At 27.8% G+C, this 24,982-nt stretch carries 14 protein-coding genes; all 14 read left to right on the top strand.

Annotation, left to right across the window (positions count from 1 at the left end; genetic code table 11):
- Window positions 1–2 precede the first annotated feature (2 nt).
- Complete coding sequence (locus I6I93_RS00060) at window positions 3–881, top strand: CD1107 family mobile element protein (protein WP_019132978.1); 879 nt, start codon at window positions 3–5, stop codon at window positions 879–881.
- A 426-nt stretch (window positions 882–1,307) separates the two neighbouring features.
- Entirely contained in the window at window positions 1,308–3,014 is a 1,707-nt protein-coding gene (locus I6I93_RS00055; RefSeq protein ID WP_019117159.1) for a DNA topoisomerase 3, read from the top strand.
- A gap of 278 nt (window positions 3,015–3,292) precedes the next feature.
- Window positions 3,293–3,625, top strand: a complete 333-nt coding sequence (locus I6I93_RS09440) for a type III toxin-antitoxin system ToxN/AbiQ family toxin (protein ID WP_008901382.1) — start codon at window positions 3,293–3,295, stop codon at window positions 3,623–3,625.
- Entirely contained in the window at window positions 3,622–3,852 is a 231-nt protein-coding gene (locus I6I93_RS09435; RefSeq protein ID WP_008901383.1) for a type III toxin-antitoxin system ToxN/AbiQ family toxin, read from the top strand. Before I6I93_RS09440 ends, I6I93_RS09435 begins: the two co-directional genes overlap by 4 nt.
- Window positions 3,853–4,881: 1,029 nt before the next feature.
- Window positions 4,882–5,340 (top strand): TnpV protein, encoded by a 459-nt coding sequence (locus I6I93_RS09390; RefSeq protein ID WP_079392108.1) that lies wholly within the window; start codon window positions 4,882–4,884, stop codon window positions 5,338–5,340.
- A 1,262-nt stretch (window positions 5,341–6,602) separates the two neighbouring features.
- The gene (locus tag I6I93_RS00045; protein ID WP_407673053.1) at window positions 6,603–14,969 is read left to right on the top strand and encodes an SNF2-related protein; all 8,367 of its coding nucleotides are present in this window, start codon (window positions 6,603–6,605) and stop codon (window positions 14,967–14,969) included.
- A 33-nt stretch (window positions 14,970–15,002) separates the two neighbouring features.
- Complete coding sequence (locus I6I93_RS00040) at window positions 15,003–16,145, top strand: single-stranded DNA-binding protein (protein WP_112889212.1); 1,143 nt, start codon at window positions 15,003–15,005, stop codon at window positions 16,143–16,145.
- A gap of 651 nt (window positions 16,146–16,796) precedes the next feature.
- Window positions 16,797–18,167 (top strand): radical SAM/SPASM domain-containing protein, encoded by a 1,371-nt coding sequence (locus I6I93_RS00035; protein WP_035111986.1) that lies wholly within the window; start codon window positions 16,797–16,799, stop codon window positions 18,165–18,167.
- Window positions 18,168–18,169: 2 nt separating this feature from the next.
- Window positions 18,170–19,330, top strand: coding sequence for a site-2 protease family protein (locus I6I93_RS00030; RefSeq protein WP_035111985.1), 1,161 nt, complete (start codon window positions 18,170–18,172; stop codon window positions 19,328–19,330).
- A 20-nt stretch (window positions 19,331–19,350) separates the two neighbouring features.
- Complete coding sequence (locus I6I93_RS00025) at window positions 19,351–20,895, top strand: spermidine synthase (RefSeq protein WP_035111984.1); 1,545 nt, start codon at window positions 19,351–19,353, stop codon at window positions 20,893–20,895.
- A 6-nt stretch (window positions 20,896–20,901) separates the two neighbouring features.
- Window positions 20,902–21,819 carry an ABC transporter ATP-binding protein gene (locus I6I93_RS00020; protein WP_033647426.1) on the top strand — a complete coding sequence of 306 codons (918 nt, stop codon included), beginning with the start codon at window positions 20,902–20,904 and terminating at the stop codon, window positions 21,817–21,819.
- Window positions 21,803–22,537, top strand: coding sequence for an ABC transporter permease (locus tag I6I93_RS00015; protein WP_033647424.1), 735 nt, complete (start codon window positions 21,803–21,805; stop codon window positions 22,535–22,537). The genes I6I93_RS00020 and I6I93_RS00015 overlap by 17 nt, the downstream gene beginning before the upstream one ends.
- Window positions 22,538–22,567: 30 nt before the next feature.
- Window positions 22,568–24,106, top strand: coding sequence for a sensor histidine kinase (locus I6I93_RS00010; protein WP_112889211.1), 1,539 nt, complete (start codon window positions 22,568–22,570; stop codon window positions 24,104–24,106).
- Window positions 24,084–24,698 (top strand): response regulator transcription factor, encoded by a 615-nt coding sequence (locus tag I6I93_RS00005; RefSeq protein WP_033647560.1) that lies wholly within the window; start codon window positions 24,084–24,086, stop codon window positions 24,696–24,698. The genes I6I93_RS00010 and I6I93_RS00005 overlap by 23 nt, the downstream gene beginning before the upstream one ends.
- The last annotated feature ends 284 nt before the right edge of the window (window positions 24,699–24,982 follow it).

Genomic DNA, 24,982 nt, shown 5'->3' with positions numbered 1-24,982 from the left:
TTATGAAGAAAAAAAGATTAGGGGTAGCCTTAGTGCTACTCCTTTTACTATTCAGTATGCCAAGCATATCCATAGCTAAGAGCAATGAAAATGAAATAAAAAATCAGTCAAATGATATTTATTTGCCAGAAAAAAGTAAAGAATTAGAAAGCTTATTTGATGAAGATGTATATGAACCATCTAATGAGAGTCAAAAAATTCCTTATCAGGAAGTGCCGAAAATACAAGAAAATAACATAAAAAATGAGCAAGTAGATAAAAAAGAAAAGCCATCTAAACTTGTTAAAGGTGGCAATACTAAAGCAATTAATCCATTAGCTACAAAAGAAAATAAGGCAAGAGGAACAGTTATAGAAAATGTAGATAAAAATGGACAGGATATTACACCGAAAGTAGAAGATCAAACATCAAGAGATGAAAAAAAGGAAAATCCAATAGATGTTAGACAATTTTTAACCTTTCAAACAAAGAGTGGAAAAACTATGCACCTCATTGTAGATCATTCGGAAAATCAAGAAAATGTACAATTACTAACAGAAGTTGGAGAACAAGATCTACTAAATATGATTGAAGGAGAAAGTGAAGTAAAGCCAAAAGAAGAAGTAGTGAAAAAAGAAGAACCGGTGGAGGAAAAACCGAAGAAAGAGGAGAAAGAAGAAAAGAAATCAGGGATAGGACTTTATTTATTTATGGGTTTAATTATTGTTGGTGTAATGGGTGCAGGATATTACTTCAAAATCTATAAAAAAAATGAAGAAGCAAGTTTTGAAGATGAGCAAGATTATAATGAATTAGAAGATGATTATGAATCTGAAGGGGAGGATTATGATCTTGAAGATAAGGAAGATACAGAAATTATTCCAGATGAAGATGAATTTTAATCTTCTCAATGATTTAAGCAGTAGATTAAGGACAACAATAAAATTAATTATCGTGTAAATTTATAAACATACGATAGAAAAGTACAATTAGAATTCTGGAACTTTAATAAAAAACGATGAACAAAACGACAGCACAAACTTAATATATAAGTAAAGCTAAGTTGAAATGATTGATTGTATAATTAAGAATTTGATATAGATAAAATCATAAGTTTAATGAGAATGCTAAAAACGGATCAAGCTTTTTTATACGGATGGAATTCTTATTCGAAGAAAAATCTTTATGCTAGAGACATAAAGTTTGAAGATGTAATAGATAATGGAATAAATATTATAGAAAAAATAAAAAATCGGTAGAGCTATAAAAAGATGAGGGATTGAAAATTTAATCTCTCATTTTTTTATTAAAAAATTAAAGGAGGAAAAATGAAATTAGTAATCGCAGAAAAACCAAGTGTTGCAGCATCAATAGCAAAAGTTATAGGAGCAAAAAATAGAAATAATGGATATTATGAGGGGAATGGATACATTGTTTCATGGTGTGTTGGGCATTTAGTACAAATGGCAAATCCTGATGTGTATGATGAAAGATATAAGAAGTGGAGAATTGAAGATTTACCTATTATCCCAAAAGAATACAAGTATGAGGTAACGAAGACAACTAAAAAACAGTTTAATATTCTTAAAAGACTAATGAATAGTAATGAAGTTGACACCATTATTAATGCTTGTGATGCTGGTAGAGAAGGAGAAGCTATCTTTAGACTTGTATATATGATGGCAAATTGTAAGAAGAAAATGAAACGTCTTTGGATTTCCTCAATGGAAGACTCTTCCATAAAAGAAGGATTTAGCAACTTAAAAGATGGAAGTAATTATGATAATCTTTTTGATTCAGCTAAGGCTCGTGCCATAGCTGATTGGCTTGTTGGAATGAACATAAGTAGACTTTACTCCTGTCTATATAATGAAAATTATAGTGTAGGCAGAGTACAAACACCAACTTTATCAATGATTGTGAATAGAGATGATGAGATAAATAGTTTTAAAAAAGAAAAATATTATACAGTGGAGATTTCCATGAATGGATTTACACTTTCGACAGATAGAATTGATGACAAGATAGTGGCAGAGCAGCTTAAAAATTTAATCGGAGAAAAAATTGAAATAACCGATGTAATTAAAAAAGAAAAGATTACAAAGCCTAATCTGCCCTTTGACCTAACAACACTTCAAAGAGAATGTAATAAGTATTTTGGATACAGTGCAAAACAAACCCTAGATTATGCCCAAAGCCTGTATGAAAAGAAGTATATTACCTATCCACGAACAGATTCAAGATATTTGACAGTAGACATGATAGAAAGCACTGTAAATAATATTATAGGAAAAAATGATTTTGACACAGAAAGAATTAAGGTAGTTTTTAATTCTGAAAAAGTTACAGATCATCATGCAATAATTCCAACGATAAGTTCATTAAATAAGGATATTTCAAATCTCCCGGAAAGCGAAGCCAAAGTATATAGACTTATAACAAATAAACTCTATGCAAGTTTTGGATATCCACTTGTAGAAAATACAACAAAGATAGTGGCTGAATTTGACGGGTTTGAATTTATAAACACTTATAAAATAATTGCAGAAGAAGGGTTTACAAAATATTTAGAAGAATATACATCAAAGAAGAAAGAAGATATACAACTTCCTGATGTAAAAATAGGAGATTTTTTATATATTGAAAATAAAGATATAAAAGAGAAGTATACAAATCCACCTAAACACTTCACTGAAGACACACTCTTAAAAGCAATGGAAATAGCTGGAAATGATGAATTAGTTAAGGATGTTGAAATTGAAAGAAAAGGACTTGGTACTCCTGCTACAAGAGCGGGAATAATAGAAAATTTGATATACAAAGGTTATATAAAAAGAGAAAAGAAAAACCTAATATCAACTAGGAAGGGATTAAACCTAGTTACTATAGTTATAGATGAGTTTAAATCTCCAAAGACAACAGCAAAATGGGAAATGAGATTAAGTGATATAGCAAAGGGTAAGGAAAATAAAGAGAATTTTTTAAAAGAAATTGAAGAAGAAATAAAAAATACTATAGGTAAATATTATAAGTAAATTGATTATAAAAAATTGAATACGGTTATAGGAATGAAGAAAGGAGTGATTTATGAAAGAAATAGGGTATAATATAAGTGATAAAAGAGTAGGCATTAGGAAATTTACTTATTTGATATTACTATGAATATATGTTATACTCTTATCAGATAAAGATGGTGTCCCACTACCGTTAAAGGTGGAGCATTAAAGAAGGTGTCTCACTACCTATATCCCAAAGGTGAAGCATTAAAGCAAGCAGAGAGGATTAAACCTCTCTGTTTTTTTAGGAGAAAATAATGGTAGAAGTTATAAAATATGGATTTTATACTGTAAACTCTGATTACCTTGAATATCTAAATAAAGTAGATTCAGAAGTTTATTACAACCCATCGTATAGAAACAGTATAAAACCATTTGTTGGAATTATTGTTGGTATAGAAAATTATAATTATTTTATTCCAATTTCTTCTGCAAAGGAAAAACATAAAAAATGGAAGAATGTTTCTGATGAGCATTTTTTGATTTATGAAGTGATCGATAATAGTATTACTATAGATGGAGATATCTACAAATATTATTCTGATAGAAAAAAATGCACATATTATCTATATTGGATATTAAGAAAATGATTCCTGTACCGACTGATTGTTATGAAAGAATTGATTTTAACGAACTTGAGGATATTAGATATAAAGACTTATTTCAAAAAGAATACGCTTTTTGTTTAAAAATAAAAACAAAGGTCTTGATAAAGGTAGAAAAAATATACAAAAATCAAAAGAAAACAGGAATTATAAGAAGAGCAAATTGCAATTTTTCAAAGTTAGAAAAAGCAATGTTGGATTGGAAGCAATAGAATAAAGGCAGTTAAAGCGATTAGAAAAGTAAAAAATTCCAATCGTTTTTTTATTGCAATAAAAAGATAGCGTAAATGACATTTTAAAGTTATCTTTTGCTTACAGAAATTTAAAAAATAGAAAGAAATAAAGTTTAATAAATAAATATATAAAAATTTAGTTCATTTTTATCACTATAATGAGGAGGGATAAAATGCCAAGATATGATATAGTAGATTTAAGTAGAACAATCTATCTTGCAAAAGAAGAATTTAAGAAAGATATAAAAAAATATGAGGAATATTTAAAGGTATCAGGCAATAACTATAAGTATCCATATATACATCAAATATCTATATACAATATGGATCCAAAAGCAACAGCCTGTGCAGAATTTGATTATTGGAAAAGTATAGGTAGAAGCGTTAAAAGAGGCGAAAAAGGAATACCACTTTTAGATATAGATAGTGGAAGGATAAAATATATCTTCGACATAAGGCAAACAGTAAGTATTAATCATAATATTTCTGAGGTAAAGTTATGGAAATATGATAGCAAAAAGCATTTAAACTTACTAGATGAAATGATAGATAAGTTTAAAGAAAAAGATAGTAAGCTTCTATTAAGCCAAGAAGATAAAATTGCTGCCTTAGTAGAAAGTAATGTTAGAGGAAAATTCAATAAAATTTTAGAAAGTCTATCTGATGAAAGTTTAAAAAGCATTCAAAAGGTAGACCTTTTTAATTTGTTAAAAGAATCCGTAAAAATTTCTATAAGCGAGAGAATGGAGGTCTCATATCAGCTAAAAGAAGAAAACTTATCTTTACTGTCTAAAATATCAAGTTCGGACATAGACAAAGTATTAAGTATAAGTGCTAATATAAGTAAAAATATCTTACTTGATTTGGGAAGTGAAATAAAAAGATTAGAAATTTTAGAGAAAATTCAAGAAAGAAAAGATTTGGAGCAGACAAAAGAGCTTAAGGAGCGTTATAATAAATTAAGTTCTGATATAAACGGTGAAATAAATTTTAAAGGAGGCTTGGAAGATGAAAGAGAAATTAACATTGGCAGGCAAGGAATACCTCATGGAGGAGGGGATTTACACACCAATCGTCAAGGAGAATTCCTTCGAGAGACAGGGAGGGACATACAAGATGGAAGAATTGGAGGAAGGCATGGAAGTCCTAATACCCAATATGGCAATTCCCAAGGAAATAGATTTAAAGAAACTCAACAGATGGGGAAGGATGAGATTGAACTTTCTCAAGGAGAACAAAGAAGAGGATTATCAGATAATGTATTTGCAAGGGACATTGATGGATCATCTTCTATCAAAGGAAAAAGAGATAGAGGACTTTATCACGAGGGAAGAAGTCAAAATGATGGAAACTTGGGGTCTGACAGAAGAACTGAAAGAAGAGGACTATCTGAAATATCTGAGATTGAAGAAGAACATGGATATGACCCTACAAGAAATAGGGGAAAGGGAGATAATCCTAATCTAAAAAATGAGGAAGTAGAGTCTACTTCCTTTTTTTCTGCTAAAAATCATGGAGAGCAAATATCCTTCTCAAATCCAATAAGTCAAAGAGAAATAGATACATTTTTAATACATGGAGGAAATCATGAAGATGGAAGATTAGCAGTAATAGCAGAATTTTCTAAGGGTAAATCTTTAGAAGAACAGGCAAACTTTTTGAAAGAAATATATAGGGGAGCCAATGGTCTTGAAATTGAAGGAAGAAAGATATCTGCATGGTTTGGAAAGGAAGGAGCAATTTTAAAAGATGGAGATGAGGCAAGATATAGAGAAGGGCAAATAGTTTCTTGGAAAGATTTAGCTAATAATATTAATAATTTATTAGATAGAGGAGAATTTGCTAGCAATGTTGAGATTGTAGAAAGTGCGACATATGAAAGAGAAAAAATAGCAGAAAAATTATTGTATTTAAAGAGAGATCTTACTGATGAAACTAAGGATAGATATTTAGCGATTCTTAATGATATAAAAGGAAGAGGCTTCCCAGATGAAAAAGAAAATCTCGGGAAAAAACTTGAAGATAAAAATTTTATAAATAAACTCAGAAAAGAATACGAGGTATTTTTAGAAGAATATAAGATTAATCCTGATATTTTAAGATTTCATCATTATAAATTATCTAAAATCTATAATGATATCAATGATTTAGAAATAGAAAGAAAATTATATAGGTCAAATTTAAAGGATATTGCACCTATTCAGAGTTTTATAACACAAGATGAAATAGATGAAAGCCTAAAAAGAGGAAGCGGGTTTTCTGATGGAAAGAAAAGAATATATGAATTTTTTACTGAAAAGCATGATTTAAAAGAACAAGCAGATTTCTTGAAAAATGAATATGGCGTAGGTGGAAGTTCTCATGCACTATCTGCTGCAAGAGAAAGTGGTGAGTGGCACGATGCGAAGGGAATAAAATATAATAAAGGTAATGCAAAAGAAATACTACTATCTTGGTCTAATGTTGCAAGAAGAATTAATGACCTTATTAAAAAGAATAGATATATAGATGAAGAAAGTTTTGAAGAAAATAGGAAGAAAAAAACAGATCAGGAAATAAATAAAACAGAAAAAGAAAGCCAGGAGTATATAAATTATCAAGATGATTTGCCTCCAACTGATAATGATGTATATATAGAAAGAACAAATAATAGTTCTATATATTATTATCAAGGACAGTCTGTAGCAAGTATAGGTGATGATGGAAAACTTATCATTTATGATGAATTTATGCCAAACTTTTTAAAAGAAGAAATATATTCCATAGCCTTTGAAAAACAATTAGATATACCATTAGACCAGTTAGACGATGGAATTATTCTTGAGGGAATACATGACACTTTTTATATTAAAGAAAAGGAAGAAATAGAAGGAAGAGAATATTACCTTTTAGAAAGTCAAAGTCGATATGATGATATTCCAAATATTGTAGTTAATTCTAACAAAGAAGTTATAGATGATGATATAGTAAATGGTTTTGAAGAATTTAAGGAATTTTATCCTAATAAAAATAAAGAGAATATAGGTTTTGATTTAGATAGCCATAGAAAAGATGATTATTGGATAATTGAGTTTAATGAGGGTTCAAGTCTAATAGAAAAAGATTATGCAGGACAAAGGCTGACTAAAGAACTATTAGATGAAATAAGGGAAATAGATGAAAAGATAAGACTTCATAATAAGACCTTAGGAGAAGATGAATATGGGCAGATGACTGATAAGTGGGAGGGGTATTCCAAATTCTATTTTAACCATATAGTAGATGGGAAAATAGTTGATCACTATAAGATAGACATAGGTGATGGAAATGAGATCAACCAAAGAGACTTTGAATTTCTTTATGAACAAATAGGAAAAAGTCAGATAGAACTTAATCAAACTATAGAAGGAAATAAGATAGATGAAAAAATAATTTCAATAAATCAAATTGAAGATAGAATTTTTGATGTATTAGTTAAGGATAAAGTTTTAGAAAATGAAATTATAAAGGCAAGAGAAAACTTAGGAAATAATACCTTAGCAAGTTTTAACTCTGTATTCCAAAGAGAATATGTAAAAATCATGAGAGAAGTTGCCGATAAACAGGGAAATCTTCCGGATGATATGAAGGCAATAGATAAGGTTAAAGAATTAGCTATTAGAATAGAAAATAGATATAGAGAATATTTAAATAATTCACATGAAAACAATATAGAAGATGATAAGGAGATACTCTCTATAAAAGTGGGAGATATAGTTAGAACAGAGGATAATAAATATTTAAAAATAAAAGATATTTCCAGTGGATATGATAATAACCATAATCAAATAATATATTATTCATATGATGCCTATTTTGATAAGGACTTAAAACTATTCTCACATTCCTTTAAAGAAAGCGATTTAAAAGCTTTAGAAGTATTAAGAAATGAAGTAGAAGAAAAATTAACAAAAGAGATTGTAGAAGATAAAATAGCAGTAAAAGTAGGATTTTATTATGCTTTAGTAGATAAATATAAAACAAAGGATATAGAATTAGAAGAAACAGGAATTAGAGTTTATCCAAGAAAGGAAAACTCACAAGGAAAGATCTATACTTTATATAAAGGGAAATCTTTTGAAGATAGCAAAAAAATAGACAGTTTGTTTGATGAAATTACTGCCAAAATGAAAGAAGCAAATCTTACAAATTTAAATGATGTATTAGAATTGGAAAGGGAAGGTTTATTTGAAATTACTGATGATAAAGTTACAAAATTTGAGGAAGGCTATGATATAGATGTTCAAAGCTTTAATCAGCAATTTCCAGATTATTATAATGATATATATGTTTTTAATAAAAATCTTGAAATCAATGGAGCATATCAAAATTTAGCACATATAAATGAAGAAAATAAAATCACTTTTAATATAAATTTATCGCAAGAAGAAAAATCCAAAATTGAAGAAATAAGAGATAAGAAACAAGTTCTTTCCATGTTAATAGATAAGGATATCAAAGAAAAAAGAGAATACTATTTTGATCCTCAAGATGAAGAATACTTACTACTGTCAAAGAAAATAGAAGATGGATTATTAAAAAAACCAGAAAATATTATAGATGGAAAAGAAGGGTATAAGGTAGAGCTAATCTTAGATGTTAAGGGAAAATCTCTTAAACAAAATTTACGATACAATGGGTATATTTTAAATTCTAATCAAGCTATAAAATATAAAAGTTATAAGGACATATTAAGTAACTTACCTTATTTACTTGATGATAAACATAGAGAAGTGCTTTTAAATGGATATTTAAATCAGCAAATTGAAAATGATAGAACAAGGCAAGAAGAAAATCCATTTAAAGAAGGTATGAATGTTAGATACAAAGGAAAAGAATACACTATAACTGCCATTAACGATACTACAAGTCCTAAAACTATAGAACTAGAAGATAGCACAGGACTAATGAATGGTTTTATTACCGGAAGTGAAATAATTCTTTTTAATGACTACAAAGATCTTGATTTGGAAGTTATAAAAAAAGAGGAATTAATTCCGTTAGAAATAGAAGATTATAGTCTTTTAGGATTACCAGTTCAATTTAGAAATAAGGAATATTTAATTAAAGAAAATGAATTTAATGAAGCTGGAATGGGTAGATTAGCTTTAAGTACAATAGATAAGAGTGGTATTACTGAAGTAATATATAGTAGAGAAAGACCTGTTTCTAATATCTTTGTAAGAAAGGAAGATTTAGAAGAATATAAATCTAGTGAAAAAGATAAATTAAGTAAAAAACAATCTATCGATAAAGAGGAATTAGTAGAACAAATTAGCTTTGAAGATATTGACAATAATAACGAAGAAAAAGTTAAAAAAGACAATTCAAGGCTCTTATATAAAAGCCTTGATGTAATAAATAATAAATCTTCTCTTGTTGCTGATCAGTTTATAGTAAGTGTTGATAATGAAAAGGAAGAATTTTTAGTATATAGTTCATCTAATCCAAAAAATCATAGGGAATTTACTCTACCTTTTTCTTACCTCAAAGGAATTGACAAAATTGACGGAGATGGTAATTCATTGAAATTAACCACTCATAGAAAAGAAACTATTGATAAGAAGTTAGAAGAATATAAGGAATGGAAAGAAAATAATGATTTAATAAGGACTGATAGAGAGAATATAGAAGGGGTTTCTGAAGTTTCTTTAGAAAACTATAAAATTATTAATGAAGAAGAAAACCTACCACCTTCACAGAGATTAAAAAACAACATTGAAGCTATAAATGTCTTAAAGACCTTAGAAAAAGAAAATAGAAGTGCAAGAAAAGATGAACAGGAAATTTTGGCAAAGTATATCGGCTGGGGAGGACTTTCTGATGTATTTGATGAAGAAAAGGAAGGTCAATGGCTTGAAGCAAGGAACTTTTTAAAAGAAAATCTAACTGGGGAAGAATATAATAGGGCAATAGAATCAACCCTAACAGCTTTTTATACGCCGAAAGTAGTTATAGACGCTATCTATGAAAGTCTTTCTAATCTTGGCTTTGAAAAAGGAAATATATTAGAACCAAGTGCTGGGACAGGTAGATTTATAGGAAATCTACCTGAAGAAATGAAAGAGTCAAACTTTTATGGAGTTGAATTAGATAGCATTAGTGGACAAATTGCCAAAGAACTTTACCCTAATTCCAATATACAAATAAAAGGATTTGAAGAAACCAATTTTTCTAATAACCTATTTGATGTAGCCATAGGAAATATTCCTTTTGGAGAATTTAAAGTAGCAGATCGTGAGTATGAAAGAAATAACTTTCTAATTCACGATTATTTTTTTGCTAAAACTTTAGATAAGGTTAGGGATGGAGGCATAATTGCATTTATAACATCTTCAGGAACAATGGATAAAAAAAGTGAAGATGTTAGAAGATATATATCGGAAAGAGCAGAGTTCTTAGGAGCAATAAGACTACCAAATACTACATTTAAAGGGGTAGCTGGAACAGAAGTAACTTCAGATATAATCTTTTTAAAAAAGAGAGATAGACTATTAAAGATAGATGAAGACTGGATAGAGCTAGACAAAGATGCAAAAGGACTAATATATAATAAATACTTTGTAGATAATCCTCAGATGGTAATAGGGACTATGGAAGAAATACCGTCAAGATTTGGGACAAGCCTTGCATGTATTGAAAATAAAGATATTTCTTTAGAAGAAGGACTAAAAAAAGCCATTAAAAATATCCAAGGTAGGTATGAAGAAGCTCAAATAAATGATGATTTAGGAGAAGAAACAATACCAGCTGATGATAGTGTTAAAAACTATTCTTTTGCTTTAGTGGATGATGAAATATATTTTAGAGAAAATTCAATTATGCAAAGAATATCCTTAAACCAAAAGGATAAAGATAAGGTAAAAGAATATTTAAGATTAAATGAAGGTCTAAGGAAAGTTATAACCTATCAAAAAGAAGACTATTCAGATGAAGAGATAAAAAAAGAACAAGAAAATCTAAATAAGTTCTACGATGATTTCAATAGCAAACATGGAAGACTAAATTCAAAAACCAATAAAAAGTTATTTAGAGAAGATGCCAATTTTTCTTTAATTTCAACTTTGGAGAAATTAGATAAAGAAGGCAACTTTATAGGAAAATCTGATATCTTTAACAAGAGAACTATAAAAAAAGCTGTAATAATAGATCATACAGATAGGGCAATAGATGCTCTGGTACTCTCTATTAGTCAAAAAGGTAAAATAAATTTTGATTATATGGAAGAATTGACAGGAAAAACAAGAGATAAATTAATAGAAGAATTAAAGGGAGAAATATTTTTAAATTTAGATTCCTTTGAACCTAATGATATGAATCCATTTAAGTCTGCTAAAGAGCTAGGAGATTTTTCAAGAACTTACGTAAGTGCTGATGAATACTTGTCAGGAAATATAAGAGATAAAATTGAAGTTGTAGACTCTTATATTAAAAACATCGAAAAAGAGTTAGGAAAGGAAGAAAATCTAGAGGATAGTAAACTCTTAAAAAAAGAATTAGAAGAGTTACATTTTCAAAAAGCAAAGCTAGTGGAAGTAATGCCTAAAGCACTAGATGCAAGTGAGATTACAGTTAGAATGGGTGCAACATGGATACCGGAACAAGATTACAAAAAATTTATGTTTGATTTGTTGAAAACACCAGTTTCATCAAGGTGGAATATAGATATTAAGTATTCTGACTTTACAGGAGAATATAGAGTTGAAGGAAAAAGCTCTGATAGGGACAATGACCTTGCTTCTTTTACCTATGGTACAAATAGGGTAAATGCCTACAAATTGATAGAAGATACTTTAAATTTAAGAGATACTAAGGTATTTGACCAAGTAGAAGACAGTGATGGAAAGAAAAAATCTGTGCTTAATCAAAAAGAAACAATGCTTGCAAGAAGTAAGCAAGAGATGATAAAAGAAGAATTTAAAAGCTGGATATTTGATGATGTGGAAAGAAGAAATAGATTAGTAGAAGATTATAACGAAAGATTCAATTCCATAAGACAAAGGGAATATGATGGATCTAATCTTACTTTTGAAGGAATGAATCCTGAAATAGAATTAAGAGCACATCAAAAAGATGCCATAGCAAGAGGTTTGTTTGGTGGAAATACTTTACTTGCCCATGAAGTAGGAGCAGGAAAAACCTTTGAAATGATAGGTATAGCCATGGAGTCAAAAAGACTTGGGATGAGTAATAAGTCAATGTTTGTTGTTCCTAACCACATTGTAGAGCAATTTGGAAGAGAATTTAATGAACTTTATCCAGGAGCTAATGTATTATGTGCTACAGAAAAAGATTTTACACCAGATAGAAGAAAAAGATTTTGTAGTCGTATTGCTACAGGAAGTTTTGATGCTGTTATTATAGGGCACAGTCAATTTGAAAAAATTCCTATATCAAAAGAAAGACAAGAATATGAATTGCAAGGTCAAATTGATGAAATCATTGACTATATAGATGAATATAAGAGAGAAAGGGATCAAAGATTTACTGTAAAGCAATTAGAAAAAACAAAGAAAAAATTAGAGACAAAGTTAGAAAAACTAAATGCTGATTATAAGAAAGATGACGTTGTAACCTTTGAGGAACTGGGAGTAGATAAGTTATTTGTAGATGAAGCCCATGCCTACAAAAACCTCTATCTATTTTCTAAAATGAGGAATGTAGCAGGAATTACTTCTACAGATTCACAAAAATCATCAGATATGCTTATGAAATGCCGCTATATGGATGAAATAACTAATAATAAAGGATTAGTATTTGCCACAGGTACACCAGTAAGCAACAGTATGGCTGAACTTTATACTATGCAGAGATATTTACAGTATGATGAATTAAAAAAGATGAAATTGCAACATTTTGATTCTTGGGCATCTACTTTTGGAGAAACAATAACGGCAATAGAATTAAATCCTGAGGGTAATGGTTATAGGAGCAAAACCAGATTTGCAAAATTTTATAATCTTCCTGAACTTATGAATACTGTAAAAGGATTTATGGATATTAAAACAGCTGATGTTTTAAATCTTCCTACACCAATTGCCCATTATGAAACTATAAAAACAAAGCCTACCGAAGAACAAAAAGAAATTCTTGAAACTTTTTCCGAGAGAGCAGATAAGGTTCGTGATAAGCAGGTAGATTCAAGTGTTGATAATATGCTATTAATAACAAATGATGGGAAGAAGATGGCATTAGATCAAAGATTAATCAATCCTTTACTTCCTGATGATCCTAATAGTAAGGTAAATACCTGTATAAAAAATGTATTTAGCATTTGGGATAAATATAAAGATAAAAAATCTGCTCAATTAATATTTTGTGATATGTCTACACCAAGTAGTGATTTTAATATCTATGATGATATTAAAACAAAACTTATAGATATGGGAGTACCTGAAAATGAAATAGAATTTATTCATAAGGCAAAAAACAATATGGAAAAAGATGCTATCTTTGATAAGGTAAGAAAGGGAGAAATAAGAGTCTTGCTTGGTTCAACACAGAAAATGGGAGCAGGTACTAATGCCCAAGACAAGCTAATTGCAATCCACGATCTTGATATACCATGGAGACCGGCTGATCTTTCTCAAAGGGCAGGAAGGATTGTGAGGCAGGGAAATGAGAATAAGGAAGTCCATATATTTAGATATGTAACAGAAAATACTTTTGATGCCTATCTTTTCCAAACCTTAGAGAATAAACAAAAATATATTTCTCAAATTATGACTTCAAAGACACCTGTAAGAGTTGCAGAAGATGTAGACGAAGCCACATTAAACTATGCCGAAATCAAAGCTCTTGCAACAGGAAATCCATTAATAAAGGAGAAGATGGACCTTGATGTTGAAGTTTCTAAACTTAAAATGCTAGAGTCCAATTTTAAATCAAATCTTTACAAGCTGGAAGATAAAGTAGTTAAATTTTATCCAAAGGAAATAGAAAGATTAAAAGAAAGGATAGAGAACTTAAAGGAAGATATTAAAAATGTTGAGCCTTATAGAGATGTAGATAAAAATTTAAAAGAAGATAATAAATTTACCTCTCTAATTATTGACGGAAAGAAGTATATAGATAAGAAAATAGCTGGAGAGTTTTTGTTGAACAAAATTAAGGGAGTTAAAATATATAGGGAAATGGATAAAGATGGAGAAAAAATAGGTGAATATAGAAATTTTGATTTATCCATAAAATATGATTCTTTTTTCAATAAATATAACTTTATATTAAAAGGCAAGGGAGAATATAGAGGAGAGTTTGGTACAGATGAAATAGGTAATATAACAAGAATGGATAATGTATTAGATAAATTACCAGAAAGATTAGAAAATACAATTTCAAAACTAAAAGATACAGAAGAGCAATTTCAAACAGCCAAAATTGAAATACAAAAGACATTTCCACAAGCTGAACTTTTAAAGGATAAGACATTAAGACTTGCAGAAGTAAATAATTTACTAGATATGGGAAAAAGTGAAGATATAAGCCAAGATAATCCATTACTAGAAGAAGTAAAGGAAGAATTGATAGACTTCCTTAACAGAGAATATGATGAAGAAAACAGGTTAGAGGACTTTGATACTATATTTCCTGACTTAACAGATATAGGAATAGCTTATACAACTACACCAGATGAAAAACATGAAATACAAGTAAGTTTAGATTTAATAAATTACAAGATGAACACCTATGTAGATAAGAACCTAATTGACAGCTTTCAATACACCTATGATCCCTTAGATGCAAGTGATTTAAAAGAGCTAGTACAGATAAAGACATCTATTGGATTTTGGGATTTTAGTGAGCTTGTATCAGTAAATGAAGAAAAACTGAGAGAAGTAATGGGACTTGAGATAGATGATGATGGCAACTTCTATGATCCATTATCTAAAGATATGGATTTAGACGGAATAATAGATAGAAATGATGCTGATTTTAGAGATAGTAAAGTGCAGGAAATAGGAGATTTTGAAATGAAAGAAAAAACATCTATTATGGATAAATTAAAGGGATATAGGGAGAATTTAGCAGTAAATAATAATATAAAAGAAATAAATAATAGTGAACCATGTGGCAGATAAAACTTTAAATGATATTATTAGAGGAAAAAGAATATGGAATTTGATAGAGATAGATTTAATGAATTTATTCAAGAAAATTTTTCTTTTGATGGTGCTACTCAGAGAATAATTAACAATATAGTTGAATATGGAATTAAAAATTTTGCCACTTCAGAAGATAAATTAGTTGAATTTATTCAGACTACAATTGATGATCCAACAGTTGAAGAAATCAAACAATTTATTATTAGTGATGAGAAAGAAGAAGAAATAAAAGATTTCACAGATGAGATGGATAAAAAAATAAAAGGAGGAATAGCAATGAATATAAAAAAGGGAAATGTAATTGAAACTGAATTTGGAGACACTATGGTACTGGATGTGAAAGATAATCAAGCGACCTTATTTGACGGAAATCAATTTATTTTAGCCACAGGAGTAGAATTTAATAAAGAAAGTGGAAAGTATGAATGGGATTCTGTTAGATATGCAAGTGATATAAAAACAATAGCAAATATGGAAAATACAAATTTTGAAAGCATGAAGAATACAATAGATTTTTTAGCAGAATATAATCATAAAGAATTTGTAAAAGGTATTATATCTCTTGAAACAGGAGTAGAAAATGAAAATGTTCTTAATAATGCCTATGATAATTATATGAACGATTCAGTTATGGGGCTTATTGATGAGAAGTTTATTGAATATATAGACGAAGAAGAGTTAAAAGAAAACTTAGAAGTTAATCAAGAACAAGGAGATAAAGAGATGAAAGATATAGATAATAAAGAGAAGGATACATTAAATATAGATGGAAATATAGCAACTGATATAGAAATTAAAGATTTAAAATCAAAAGATGGGAGGGACTTTAAAGTAGCCTCCTTTTCTATTGCTGAAAATGACAAGGAAGGAAATGCAAAATTCATCAGCTGCTACGCCTATAATGACAAAATCAATCAAGTAAAAAATTTGAAAAAAGGAGATTTTGTACACCTATTTGGCAAAGAAAAGAAAAGTATGGGAAAGGATAATAAGGAATACACAAATCTAAAAGTATACTCTGCAAAGTTATTAAAAGCTAAAGAGCATACTAAAGCAAAAGCATCAACACTAGGAAAATTAAAGGAATTTAAGACTAAAGGGGATATGAAAGTGGATGAAAAGAAGAAAAAGGATAATAGCATAGAAAGGTAAAAGATTATAGGGGGCAGGTTTTAGGATTGCCTTTATTTTTTTGATAAGTTTGCAATATCGGTTATACATTAATATTCTTAATATAATAATGTATAAACATAACAACAAGTTTAAATCAAAAAACTATTAGTAGATAATTAAAATTAATCAGCAATGATCATTAATTTTCATATATGTAATTTTATTTTTGCAATTGATATTAATATATATGATAAAATTTCAAAGTTTTGCGAAATTACGTAAACTTAACAGAATTAGAAAATTGTCCTTGAAATAAACTTTTAGAAGAATCGATTATTCAATATCGTAAATATAGAAAAATAAGACAAAAGTAAGCTGACAAAAATAAGATTAAATAATATTATAAAGACAGTACAACAAAAGTTGTATTTGCGTTGTTTACTAAGATTTAGAAAGGAGAACTTTTATGAAATCAGTTAATGAAGTGAAACTTTGGACGGAAGTTGAAATTGAAGAGCTTGAAGAAAGAGAAGAATATATTTCTTGTTTGTGTTGTTGGAGAATTTAGTATAATTTAACGTTTTTAGCTTTAAAGTTGTGAAACTTAATTAGTGAACAACGCAAAAAAATATGGCGGTGTTGTTATTATTAATGGCATCGCCATAATACTACACATTAGGAGGACTAAACATGGCTATATTAACAAAATATATTTCGTTTTATAATATTAACGAAGAAAATGAATTGATGGTGAATGCACTTTCTGGTGCTATTGATATTATAGATTCGGAAACGAAATCTATAATTCATAAGTTTAGTGAACAAGATAACATTAAAGCTTTGAATGCTAGAGAAAAAAATATATATGATTCTTTGAAGAAAAGAGGATATATATTTGAAGATAGAAATCATGAGTTAAATGAGATGAAACGACAAATGAAAATTCATGAATATTTATGTGATATATCTGTGATTCATGTTATTTGTCCTACTATGTTTTGTAATATGAATTGTGTATATTGTTTTGAACCTTCTAAGGTTAGAAATCAACAAAAAGTTATTAGTGATAATCAATGTCAGTCTATTTGTGATTTTATATATAAAGTAAAAGAGAATAAACCAAATATAAAGCATCGAATTCAATTATTCGGGGGAGAACCTATTCTTCCTATTACCAAAGATATAAATATTAAAATTTTGTCGTTTGCTGAAAAAAATAATATTCCAGTTAGTATAATAACAAATGGAAGTCATGTGGAAAACTACATAAATATTTTTAAAAGATTTGAAAATACGATAGATTCCGTACAGATAACTATTGACGGAATTAAATTAATTCATGATTCTAGAAGAGTTTATAAAAATGGTAAAGGAACATTTGACGATATAGTTAATGGATTGGATTTATTAGTAAATACTAAAATAAGGCAAATAAATTTAAGAGTTAATATAAATCAGTATAATATTAACTACTTAAAAGAGCTTGAAGATTTTTTAAAATCAAAAAAATGGATAGATAGCCCTAATTTTAGATTCGATTTAGCACCTGTGACAGATCATACTGCAGATAATGCTGTGGACACAATATCGGAAGATGAGATTATAAAAAAATTAAATGAAAAGTTTCCAAATTATATGGAAAATAGATTATCAATGTTTAGAGTAATATCTCATATAATGAGAGGAACTTCTGAGAATGCAAAAAAAGATTTTGCAAAATACACGTATTGTGAAGCTAATAGAGGACAATATTATGTGTATGATCCAGAGGGTAACATATATGCGTGTCCTGAAGCAATAGGAAATCCCCAATATGCTATAGGATTTTATAACGATGAAAGAGTTAGTCTTAATAAAGAGGCATATTCAATATGGAGTAATAGATGTATATTGAACATTGATAGATGTTTGGATTGTGAAATTGCTCCGTTCTGTGGCGGTGGGTGTGCCTACGCAGCTATAAAAAATAATGGTGATATTAATGACCCTTATTGTAATAATGCTAAAGAAGTTTTAAGAGAATATATAAATTCGATTAAGTATAAATTTTTAGAGATGTAAATATGGTAGAAAATTTAAAGACTAATCATTACGTTAAAGAATATCTAGATGATGGAAGACTACTACTTAGTTTTGATAACGGGAAAAGGGTAAGAGTTACGCCAATTGTAGAAGAAATAATTAAAAAATTTGATGGTACAAAAAGCATAAATAAAGTAAAAAATGAATTAAATAATGAAGGATTTGAGATATCAGAATCAGAATTAGAAGATTTAATAAATAATAGATTAATAATGACTGGGGTATTTAGCGAATATAATGAAAGTAGTCAATATAAATTTTGGTTTCATTTACCAATAATAGATGGTGATAAACTAAAAATGATATTACCTGGATTTATATTTAAACCAACACTTATAATAATTTTGAGTATAATTTATTGTGTAATATCTCTAAAATATATAAAGGAATTTAATTGGATATATTTTATTAACGGAATAAACAGTATTAATTATTTTCTATTTTTTATATCATTTGGTTTAATCTTCGTAGTTCATGAACTAGGACATATATATTCATCTAAGTCACTTGATTGTAAAGTTGGTAATATTGGTATAGGAGTATATATGTTTAGACCTGTTATGTATGTTAACCTAAGTGATTCATGGAAATTAAGTAATAAAAAAAGGTTAATCATAGATTTTGCTGGGATTTATTTACAAATGCTTGTTGGATTATTTATGTATTTTTTTTCGGCGGTAATGATCCGAAATAACACTATGGATGCTCTAATTATATTTAACTTAATTCTTATAATATTTAATTTGAATCCATTTTTAAGATTAGATGGATATTGGATTTTGTCAGATTTTATTGATGAACCGAATATTCATGGTAGATCCATGAAATTATTAAATTATATTTATAATGAAAAAATATATAATAAAAGGAAAGCATATACAATGGAAAGTAGCAAGTGTGTGAAAGTTTATTCTTTGATGTATGCATTAGTGAATTTGATAATAATAATTTTTGGGATTATTAGAGTATTAGAAGTGGTTTTTGGAAAGAGAAATTTACTAGAATCAATTCGTTTACTTTTTTATGGAGAATTGTTTCTATTTCAAAGAATCAAAATTGGAGCAAATTTAATTATAGATATAATATCTTTAGTTTACATATCTTTATTGTTTGTTAAAATCATAAAAAAATATAAAAAATAGTTAGAACATGGGGGGCCTATATGAATGTAAATAAAAATAAGCAAGTTATTATATATTACTTTACTGCTTTAATATCAGGGTTTTGTATAATGGGAATTGAAACAAGTGCGACAAGAATATTATCTCCTTATTTTGGCTCAACAACTCTAATTTGGTTAATTGAAATTAGCTTAATAATGATTTGTATAGGAATTGGGAATTATTTTGGGGGTAAACGTGCAGATAAATTAGTAAAAACAAGAACTTGTGAGGAAAGAATTGTTAAAAATTTATTAATATCTTTTTTGTTCATATGTACGGTACCACTAACGTCTAAAATAGTTATAATGGGGTCAATAATATTGGCTTCTGAAGTGCAATTAGGGAATATAATTATGATATCTTCTATTATTTGCAGCATAGTATTATTTAGTGTTCCATTAATTTTTATGGGGACAATCTCTCCACTGCTAGCAAAAATAAGTATAACTTCTTTAGATGAAACTGGAAATGTAATGGGAAATTTATATTTATTCAACATATTTGGATCTGTGTTAGGAACAATGATACCAACTATATTAGTAATCCCCAAAATAGGCGTAAAAAGATCTTTTCTATTATTTGGAGCGGTACTAGCCATTATTTTGATATTATATAGCAAAAAAATAAAAAAGAACTTTTTATTAAATTCAATTATTTGTGTTTTATGGCTTTGTATGTCGTTATATTTATCAACAACAAGTCTAGCCTTTGATAAGCCTGTGCACGAAGAAGAGTCAGAATATAATTATATTAATGTATCACAAAATGATGATGGAAAATTAGCTTTAAAAACAAATGTATTTTTTGGCGCACAGTCAATAAAAGTTGATAAGAATAAAAAGAAATCAGGATATTATTATGACGAATTTGTTAAGATTAATAATTTACTTGATGATAAAGTCAAGCATAAAATCTTAATTATTGGTTATGGAACGGGAACTATGTCTACTTTGTTGCATAAAAATTTTGATAATTTTGAAGTTACAGGGATAGAAATAGATAGAAATATTGTCAACTTAAGAGAGCTTTATTTTAATAAAAGTGATGATAAAATTATAATTTCTGACGGAAGGAATTATTTAAATAGTACAGATGAAATGTATGATTTAATAATACTTGATGTTTATCAGAATATATCTATGCCAATAAACCTAACTACTAGAGAATTTTTTGAGGATTGTAAAGCGCATCTTAATAGAAATGGAATTATTGCATTGAATATAGGTTTAGGAAATAGCCTGAATTCTAATCTTGTGCTTGCCTTAAGTGGTACTTTGAAATGTGTTTGCCCTAATGTTTATAAATATAAAACCAAAAGTGACAATAATGTTATTGTATATGGTTCAGAAAAGAATTTAGAATTATCGTTAAAAGAGCAAAACAAAAACCATCTTAAAGATGAGACTAAAAAGTTGTTTAAAGATTCTCAAAAAGTTGAAGATGTAAATAATATTTTATCTGATGATATTAATAATATTGAGAAACTTCAAGATGAAGAATTTAATAAAATAGTGAAAAATCAAATGAAGATTAGAAAGGATTGAGCGTAAATGGATGTAATTCAATTAGAAAATATTTCTAAAAAGTATAAAGAGACTATCGCTCTAGAGAATATAGATTTAAAAATAGAAAGCAATAGAATTTATGGTTTGATAGGAGTAAATGGAGCTGGGAAATCTACTTTAGTTAAAATAATTACTGGAAATATTTTTCCTACAAAAGGTTCTATAAAATTATTTAATAAATCTTTTTCAAAAGAACTGATAAAGAGTAGAGAACATATCAGTGCAACGATTGAAACTCCAAGTTTTTACTCCGGATTGACTGCAGAAGAAAATATAAGATTAGCTTGTATTGAACTTGGGATTGAATTTGGAATGGAGCAAAAGGAAATATTCCAACAACTAGAAATAATGGATAGCTTAAAAAAGAAAGCTAAAAATTTATCGCTAGGAACGAAGCAAAAACTTGGATTAGGAATAGCTTTTTTGAAAAATCCTGATTTATTGATTTTAGATGAGCCAACAAACGGAATCGATCCAATATCCGTATCAAAGCTAAGAAGAATTTTTAGAGATTTCATAGAAAAAGAAAATAAGACAATATTAATATCTAGCCACATATTAACAGAATTGTATGAGATAGCCACAGATTTCATATTTATTGATAAGGGGAAAATAATACAGGTGGTTTCAAAAACAGAATTAACGAAAGATTTAGGCACATCTGTTATAGGATATAGAGAAAATATCGAGGAAGTTTATAATATATTGAAAATAGCATGCCCTGAAAGAGAATATAGATTAAAAAATAATACTTTAGAGGTTCGAGGCATATATTCAAAAGATGAAGAGCTAGAAATTATAAAAAAATTAAGACTAAATAACTGTAAAACAGAAATAAAAAGAGATAATTTAGAAACATATATGATAAAATTAGTGGAGGGAGACAATGAAGAACTTAATTAAATTTAATGCAGAAAGATTGAAGAAAGATAAGTTTTTTTATGTGCTAATTTTAAGTGTAACATTGTTATCAATATTAAGTGGATTTCAAGATACCGTACAGGGAAATATAAGCAGTGGGTATGAAGGTTTTATAAAATCTTATTCAGATATATTTATGTCATTTTTCATTGCGGTTTATTGTGGATATTTTATAGGTAGTGATTTTTCTTCAAAGATTATACAAAGACAGATTTCTTCAGGAATTAGTCGAAAAGACATTGTAATATCAAAATTGATTGTATTGATGATTGCTTCTTTTATAATTGTTAACTTGTATCCAATTATAGTAGGAATAATGGGAAGCTTAAAGTATGGATTTTTACCAATCAAAGACTATAATAATATTCTTGAAATTGTAAGAATAATAATTATTTCTAATTTATGCTTTATGTCTTTAACGAGTATTTATTCTTTATTAGGATTTGCAACCCAAAGTATCGGAGAAACAATAGGGATCTCTTTAGCAATTCCAGTAGTAATATCAATGTTACAGGGAATAATACCTATAGAATTTATAAAAAAAAGTATTACATTTTTTCCGCTATCTCAAATAAAAAATGTAATTATAAATAAAAACTTTATAGACGGAACTCTTAGACCTACAACTATATCCCTAATAGTCTTTTTTATTATGATTACAATAACAATATTAATATTTAGAAAGTCAGATATTAATTAAAAATAACATGATAAATGGAAGGTACTGTATATGATAAATAGAAAAAGTGTATTATTAGTTTTATGTATAATAGTTCAAGGTGTGATTAGTTATTTCGTCCTTAGTCATTTGGGAAATAATAGCATTAATAATATACAACTATTCTCTTTGTGTTTATTTACAGTATACGGATACATAAGCTATAAAATTTTGGTATTAGATAGAGTTAAGGAGACGATTAAAAATTTTATAATAGCTACTTTATGTATTAATATTTTTGTAGTAGTTGACGTTTTTGATTTTTTAAAAAGTAATATGTACACAACATTTAAGCTAATAACGGTGTTTGTAATTACAGCAAATTTACTCAAAGTCGTTAGTGCATATTTAATAGATATAAAAATACTTAATAAGATTATTATATTTTTTACAATTTTAGCTATATTGTTTGAGTCACTTGATTTAGGGTATGCAGAGATAATAAATTATATTTTGTATGTAATTATAACATTTGGTCCTTTTGTTATGGCATACAAGAAACGAAAGATATTATTTGAGTTTGGTGCAAAAATATATGGGGTAACATTTTTATTTATTGCCTCAATATTTATATATATATTTAGCGGAATATTTATAAATAACGCTAAGTTAGAAAAGCTGGAAATATACTTTTTGTTGAATTCAATATATTTGACTACATTATATTTCATACTACTAAAAAAACAAAATTCATCTAAAGTGATAAACAAAAATGAAATGCTCTTGATGATTATAGACTGTATGTTTTTATGTATATTTATAGTATTTGTAAATTTATTTGGACAAGGTCTAAGGAGAGTTATTTATATGGGGATAAGTCTAATAACAATATACAAAGAGAGTATGTTAATGTTTTGCTTTTATTTTGAAAAACAGAAAGATCCAAATGGAGTGATAAGAAATAAAATACAGCAATACAATATAGAAAAGAATTATAACAAAAGAATTTCAAACTTTTTACATGATGATATATTACAAGATATAATAGCTATAAAAATGAATATTCTTTTAGGAGAAAAAGAATTTTTAGATGAGTCAATTAAAACAATAGATAAATTAATTGGAATTACAAGGTCCGAGATTGAATTATATAATCCTACAATTATTTATGATTTACCATTAGCAGACAATTACTATAATTTAATAGAATCTTTAAGGAACAGGTTTAACAAAAATGATATATTAATAGACTTAAATTGTGATAAAGAGTTTTTTGTAAATTATCCATACGATATGGTTATTTATAAGATTTTGCATGAATTATGTATAAATATATACAAACATTCAAAAGGAAATTATTCTGAGATTAATATAAAAACGGATAATAGAGAATTATATATTAGCGTAATCAATCATGAAGATGTATTTGATTATGAAAATATAAAGATAGGGAATGGAAGAGGATTAGAGATTATAAAAGATGAAATTGAAAAATTAGATGGGAAAATATTAATTGATCAGTTTTATGACAAAGTTGAACCATTCATTAAAATTAATGTAACTCTACCTATAGAGGAGGAAGTGATCTGTGAAAATATTATTAATAGATGACCATACCATGTTTTCTAATAGTTTAAAATATAGTTTAGAGCGTGAAGAAGAAATAGATATTGTTGATTTGATTGATGATATTTTTAATTTGGGATCAATATTAGAAAAAAAAGAATATGATATTATTTTAATGGATATTAATTTGAGTAAAATGAAGGGCAATAAGGATGGATTAGAAGTTGCTAATGAGATATTAATAAAATATCCAAAACAAAAAATCGTTATGCTAACTGGATATGATTTAATAGGCTTTGAAGAGAAAGCGAAGAAAATAGGTACTAAAGGGTTCATATGCAAAGATGAGAATATCAAAGTTTTAGTAAAGAAATTAAATGATGTAGTAAATGGAGAGTTAATATTTAATGCAAACACTAACTTGAATTATGATTTGACAGAAAGAGAAATTGAAATTATTAATTTGTATTGTTCAGGGCTTACAAGAATGGAAGTCGCAAAGGAATGTAATATTTGTAAAAGTTCATTAGCGACAGCGTTAAATCGCATATACGAAAAATTGGGTGTTAGAAATTATCAAGAGATGGTTCATATTGCAATGAAATATGGATATGTAAAACCTGTATATTTTAAATAATAGAATTAAAAAGTTCTTTATTTAATAGAACTAATATTAAGGCACTCTTAGGAGTGACTGTGTAATATTTTATGTATATAAAAGATTAGAAATAAGATTAAATAAAATATCTAAAGTGTTAAATCGAATAATATCGTTCAGAGAAAGTGCAAGACTCACAAGAAACAATAGAAGATATTTTAGGTGAGACAGTGGAACAAATGTTAAAAGCAGAATTAGACGAGTACTTAGACTATGAATATGGTGAAAAATATTATCTTTAAGTATTAGAAATGGATCAAGCA

This window comes from Peptoniphilus harei, assembly GCF_016726485.1.
Taxonomy (GTDB): Bacteria; Bacillota; Clostridia; order Tissierellales; family Peptoniphilaceae; genus Peptoniphilus_A; species Peptoniphilus_A harei.
The sequence above is the reverse complement of the archived record's forward strand: the minus strand, read 5'-3'. Positions and strand labels throughout refer to the sequence as shown.

Coding starts and splice junctions, on each gene's coding strand:
- I6I93_RS00035 (WP_035111986.1), top strand. CDS start 16,797: ATGGCTATATTAACAAAATATATTTCGTTTTATAATATTAACGAAGAA.
- I6I93_RS00030 (WP_035111985.1), top strand. CDS start 18,170: ATGGTAGAAAATTTAAAGACTAATCATTACGTTAAAGAATATCTAGAT.
- I6I93_RS00015 (WP_033647424.1), top strand. CDS start 21,803: ATGAAGAACTTAATTAAATTTAATGCAGAAAGATTGAAGAAAGATAAG.
- I6I93_RS00025 (WP_035111984.1), top strand. CDS start 19,351: ATGAATGTAAATAAAAATAAGCAAGTTATTATATATTACTTTACTGCT.
- I6I93_RS09435 (WP_008901383.1), top strand. CDS start 3,622: ATGATTCCTGTACCGACTGATTGTTATGAAAGAATTGATTTTAACGAA.
- I6I93_RS00020 (WP_033647426.1), top strand. CDS start 20,902: ATGGATGTAATTCAATTAGAAAATATTTCTAAAAAGTATAAAGAGACT.
- I6I93_RS09390 (WP_079392108.1), top strand. CDS start 4,882: ATGAAAGAGAAATTAACATTGGCAGGCAAGGAATACCTCATGGAGGAG.
- I6I93_RS00060 (WP_019132978.1), top strand. CDS start 3: ATGAAGAAAAAAAGATTAGGGGTAGCCTTAGTGCTACTCCTTTTACTA.
- I6I93_RS09440 (WP_008901382.1), top strand. CDS start 3,293: ATGGTAGAAGTTATAAAATATGGATTTTATACTGTAAACTCTGATTAC.
- I6I93_RS00055 (WP_019117159.1), top strand. CDS start 1,308: ATGAAATTAGTAATCGCAGAAAAACCAAGTGTTGCAGCATCAATAGCA.
- I6I93_RS00040 (WP_112889212.1), top strand. CDS start 15,003: ATGGAATTTGATAGAGATAGATTTAATGAATTTATTCAAGAAAATTTT.
- I6I93_RS00010 (WP_112889211.1), top strand. CDS start 22,568: ATGATAAATAGAAAAAGTGTATTATTAGTTTTATGTATAATAGTTCAA.
- I6I93_RS00045 (WP_407673053.1), top strand. CDS start 6,603: ATGCCAAACTTTTTAAAAGAAGAAATATATTCCATAGCCTTTGAAAAA.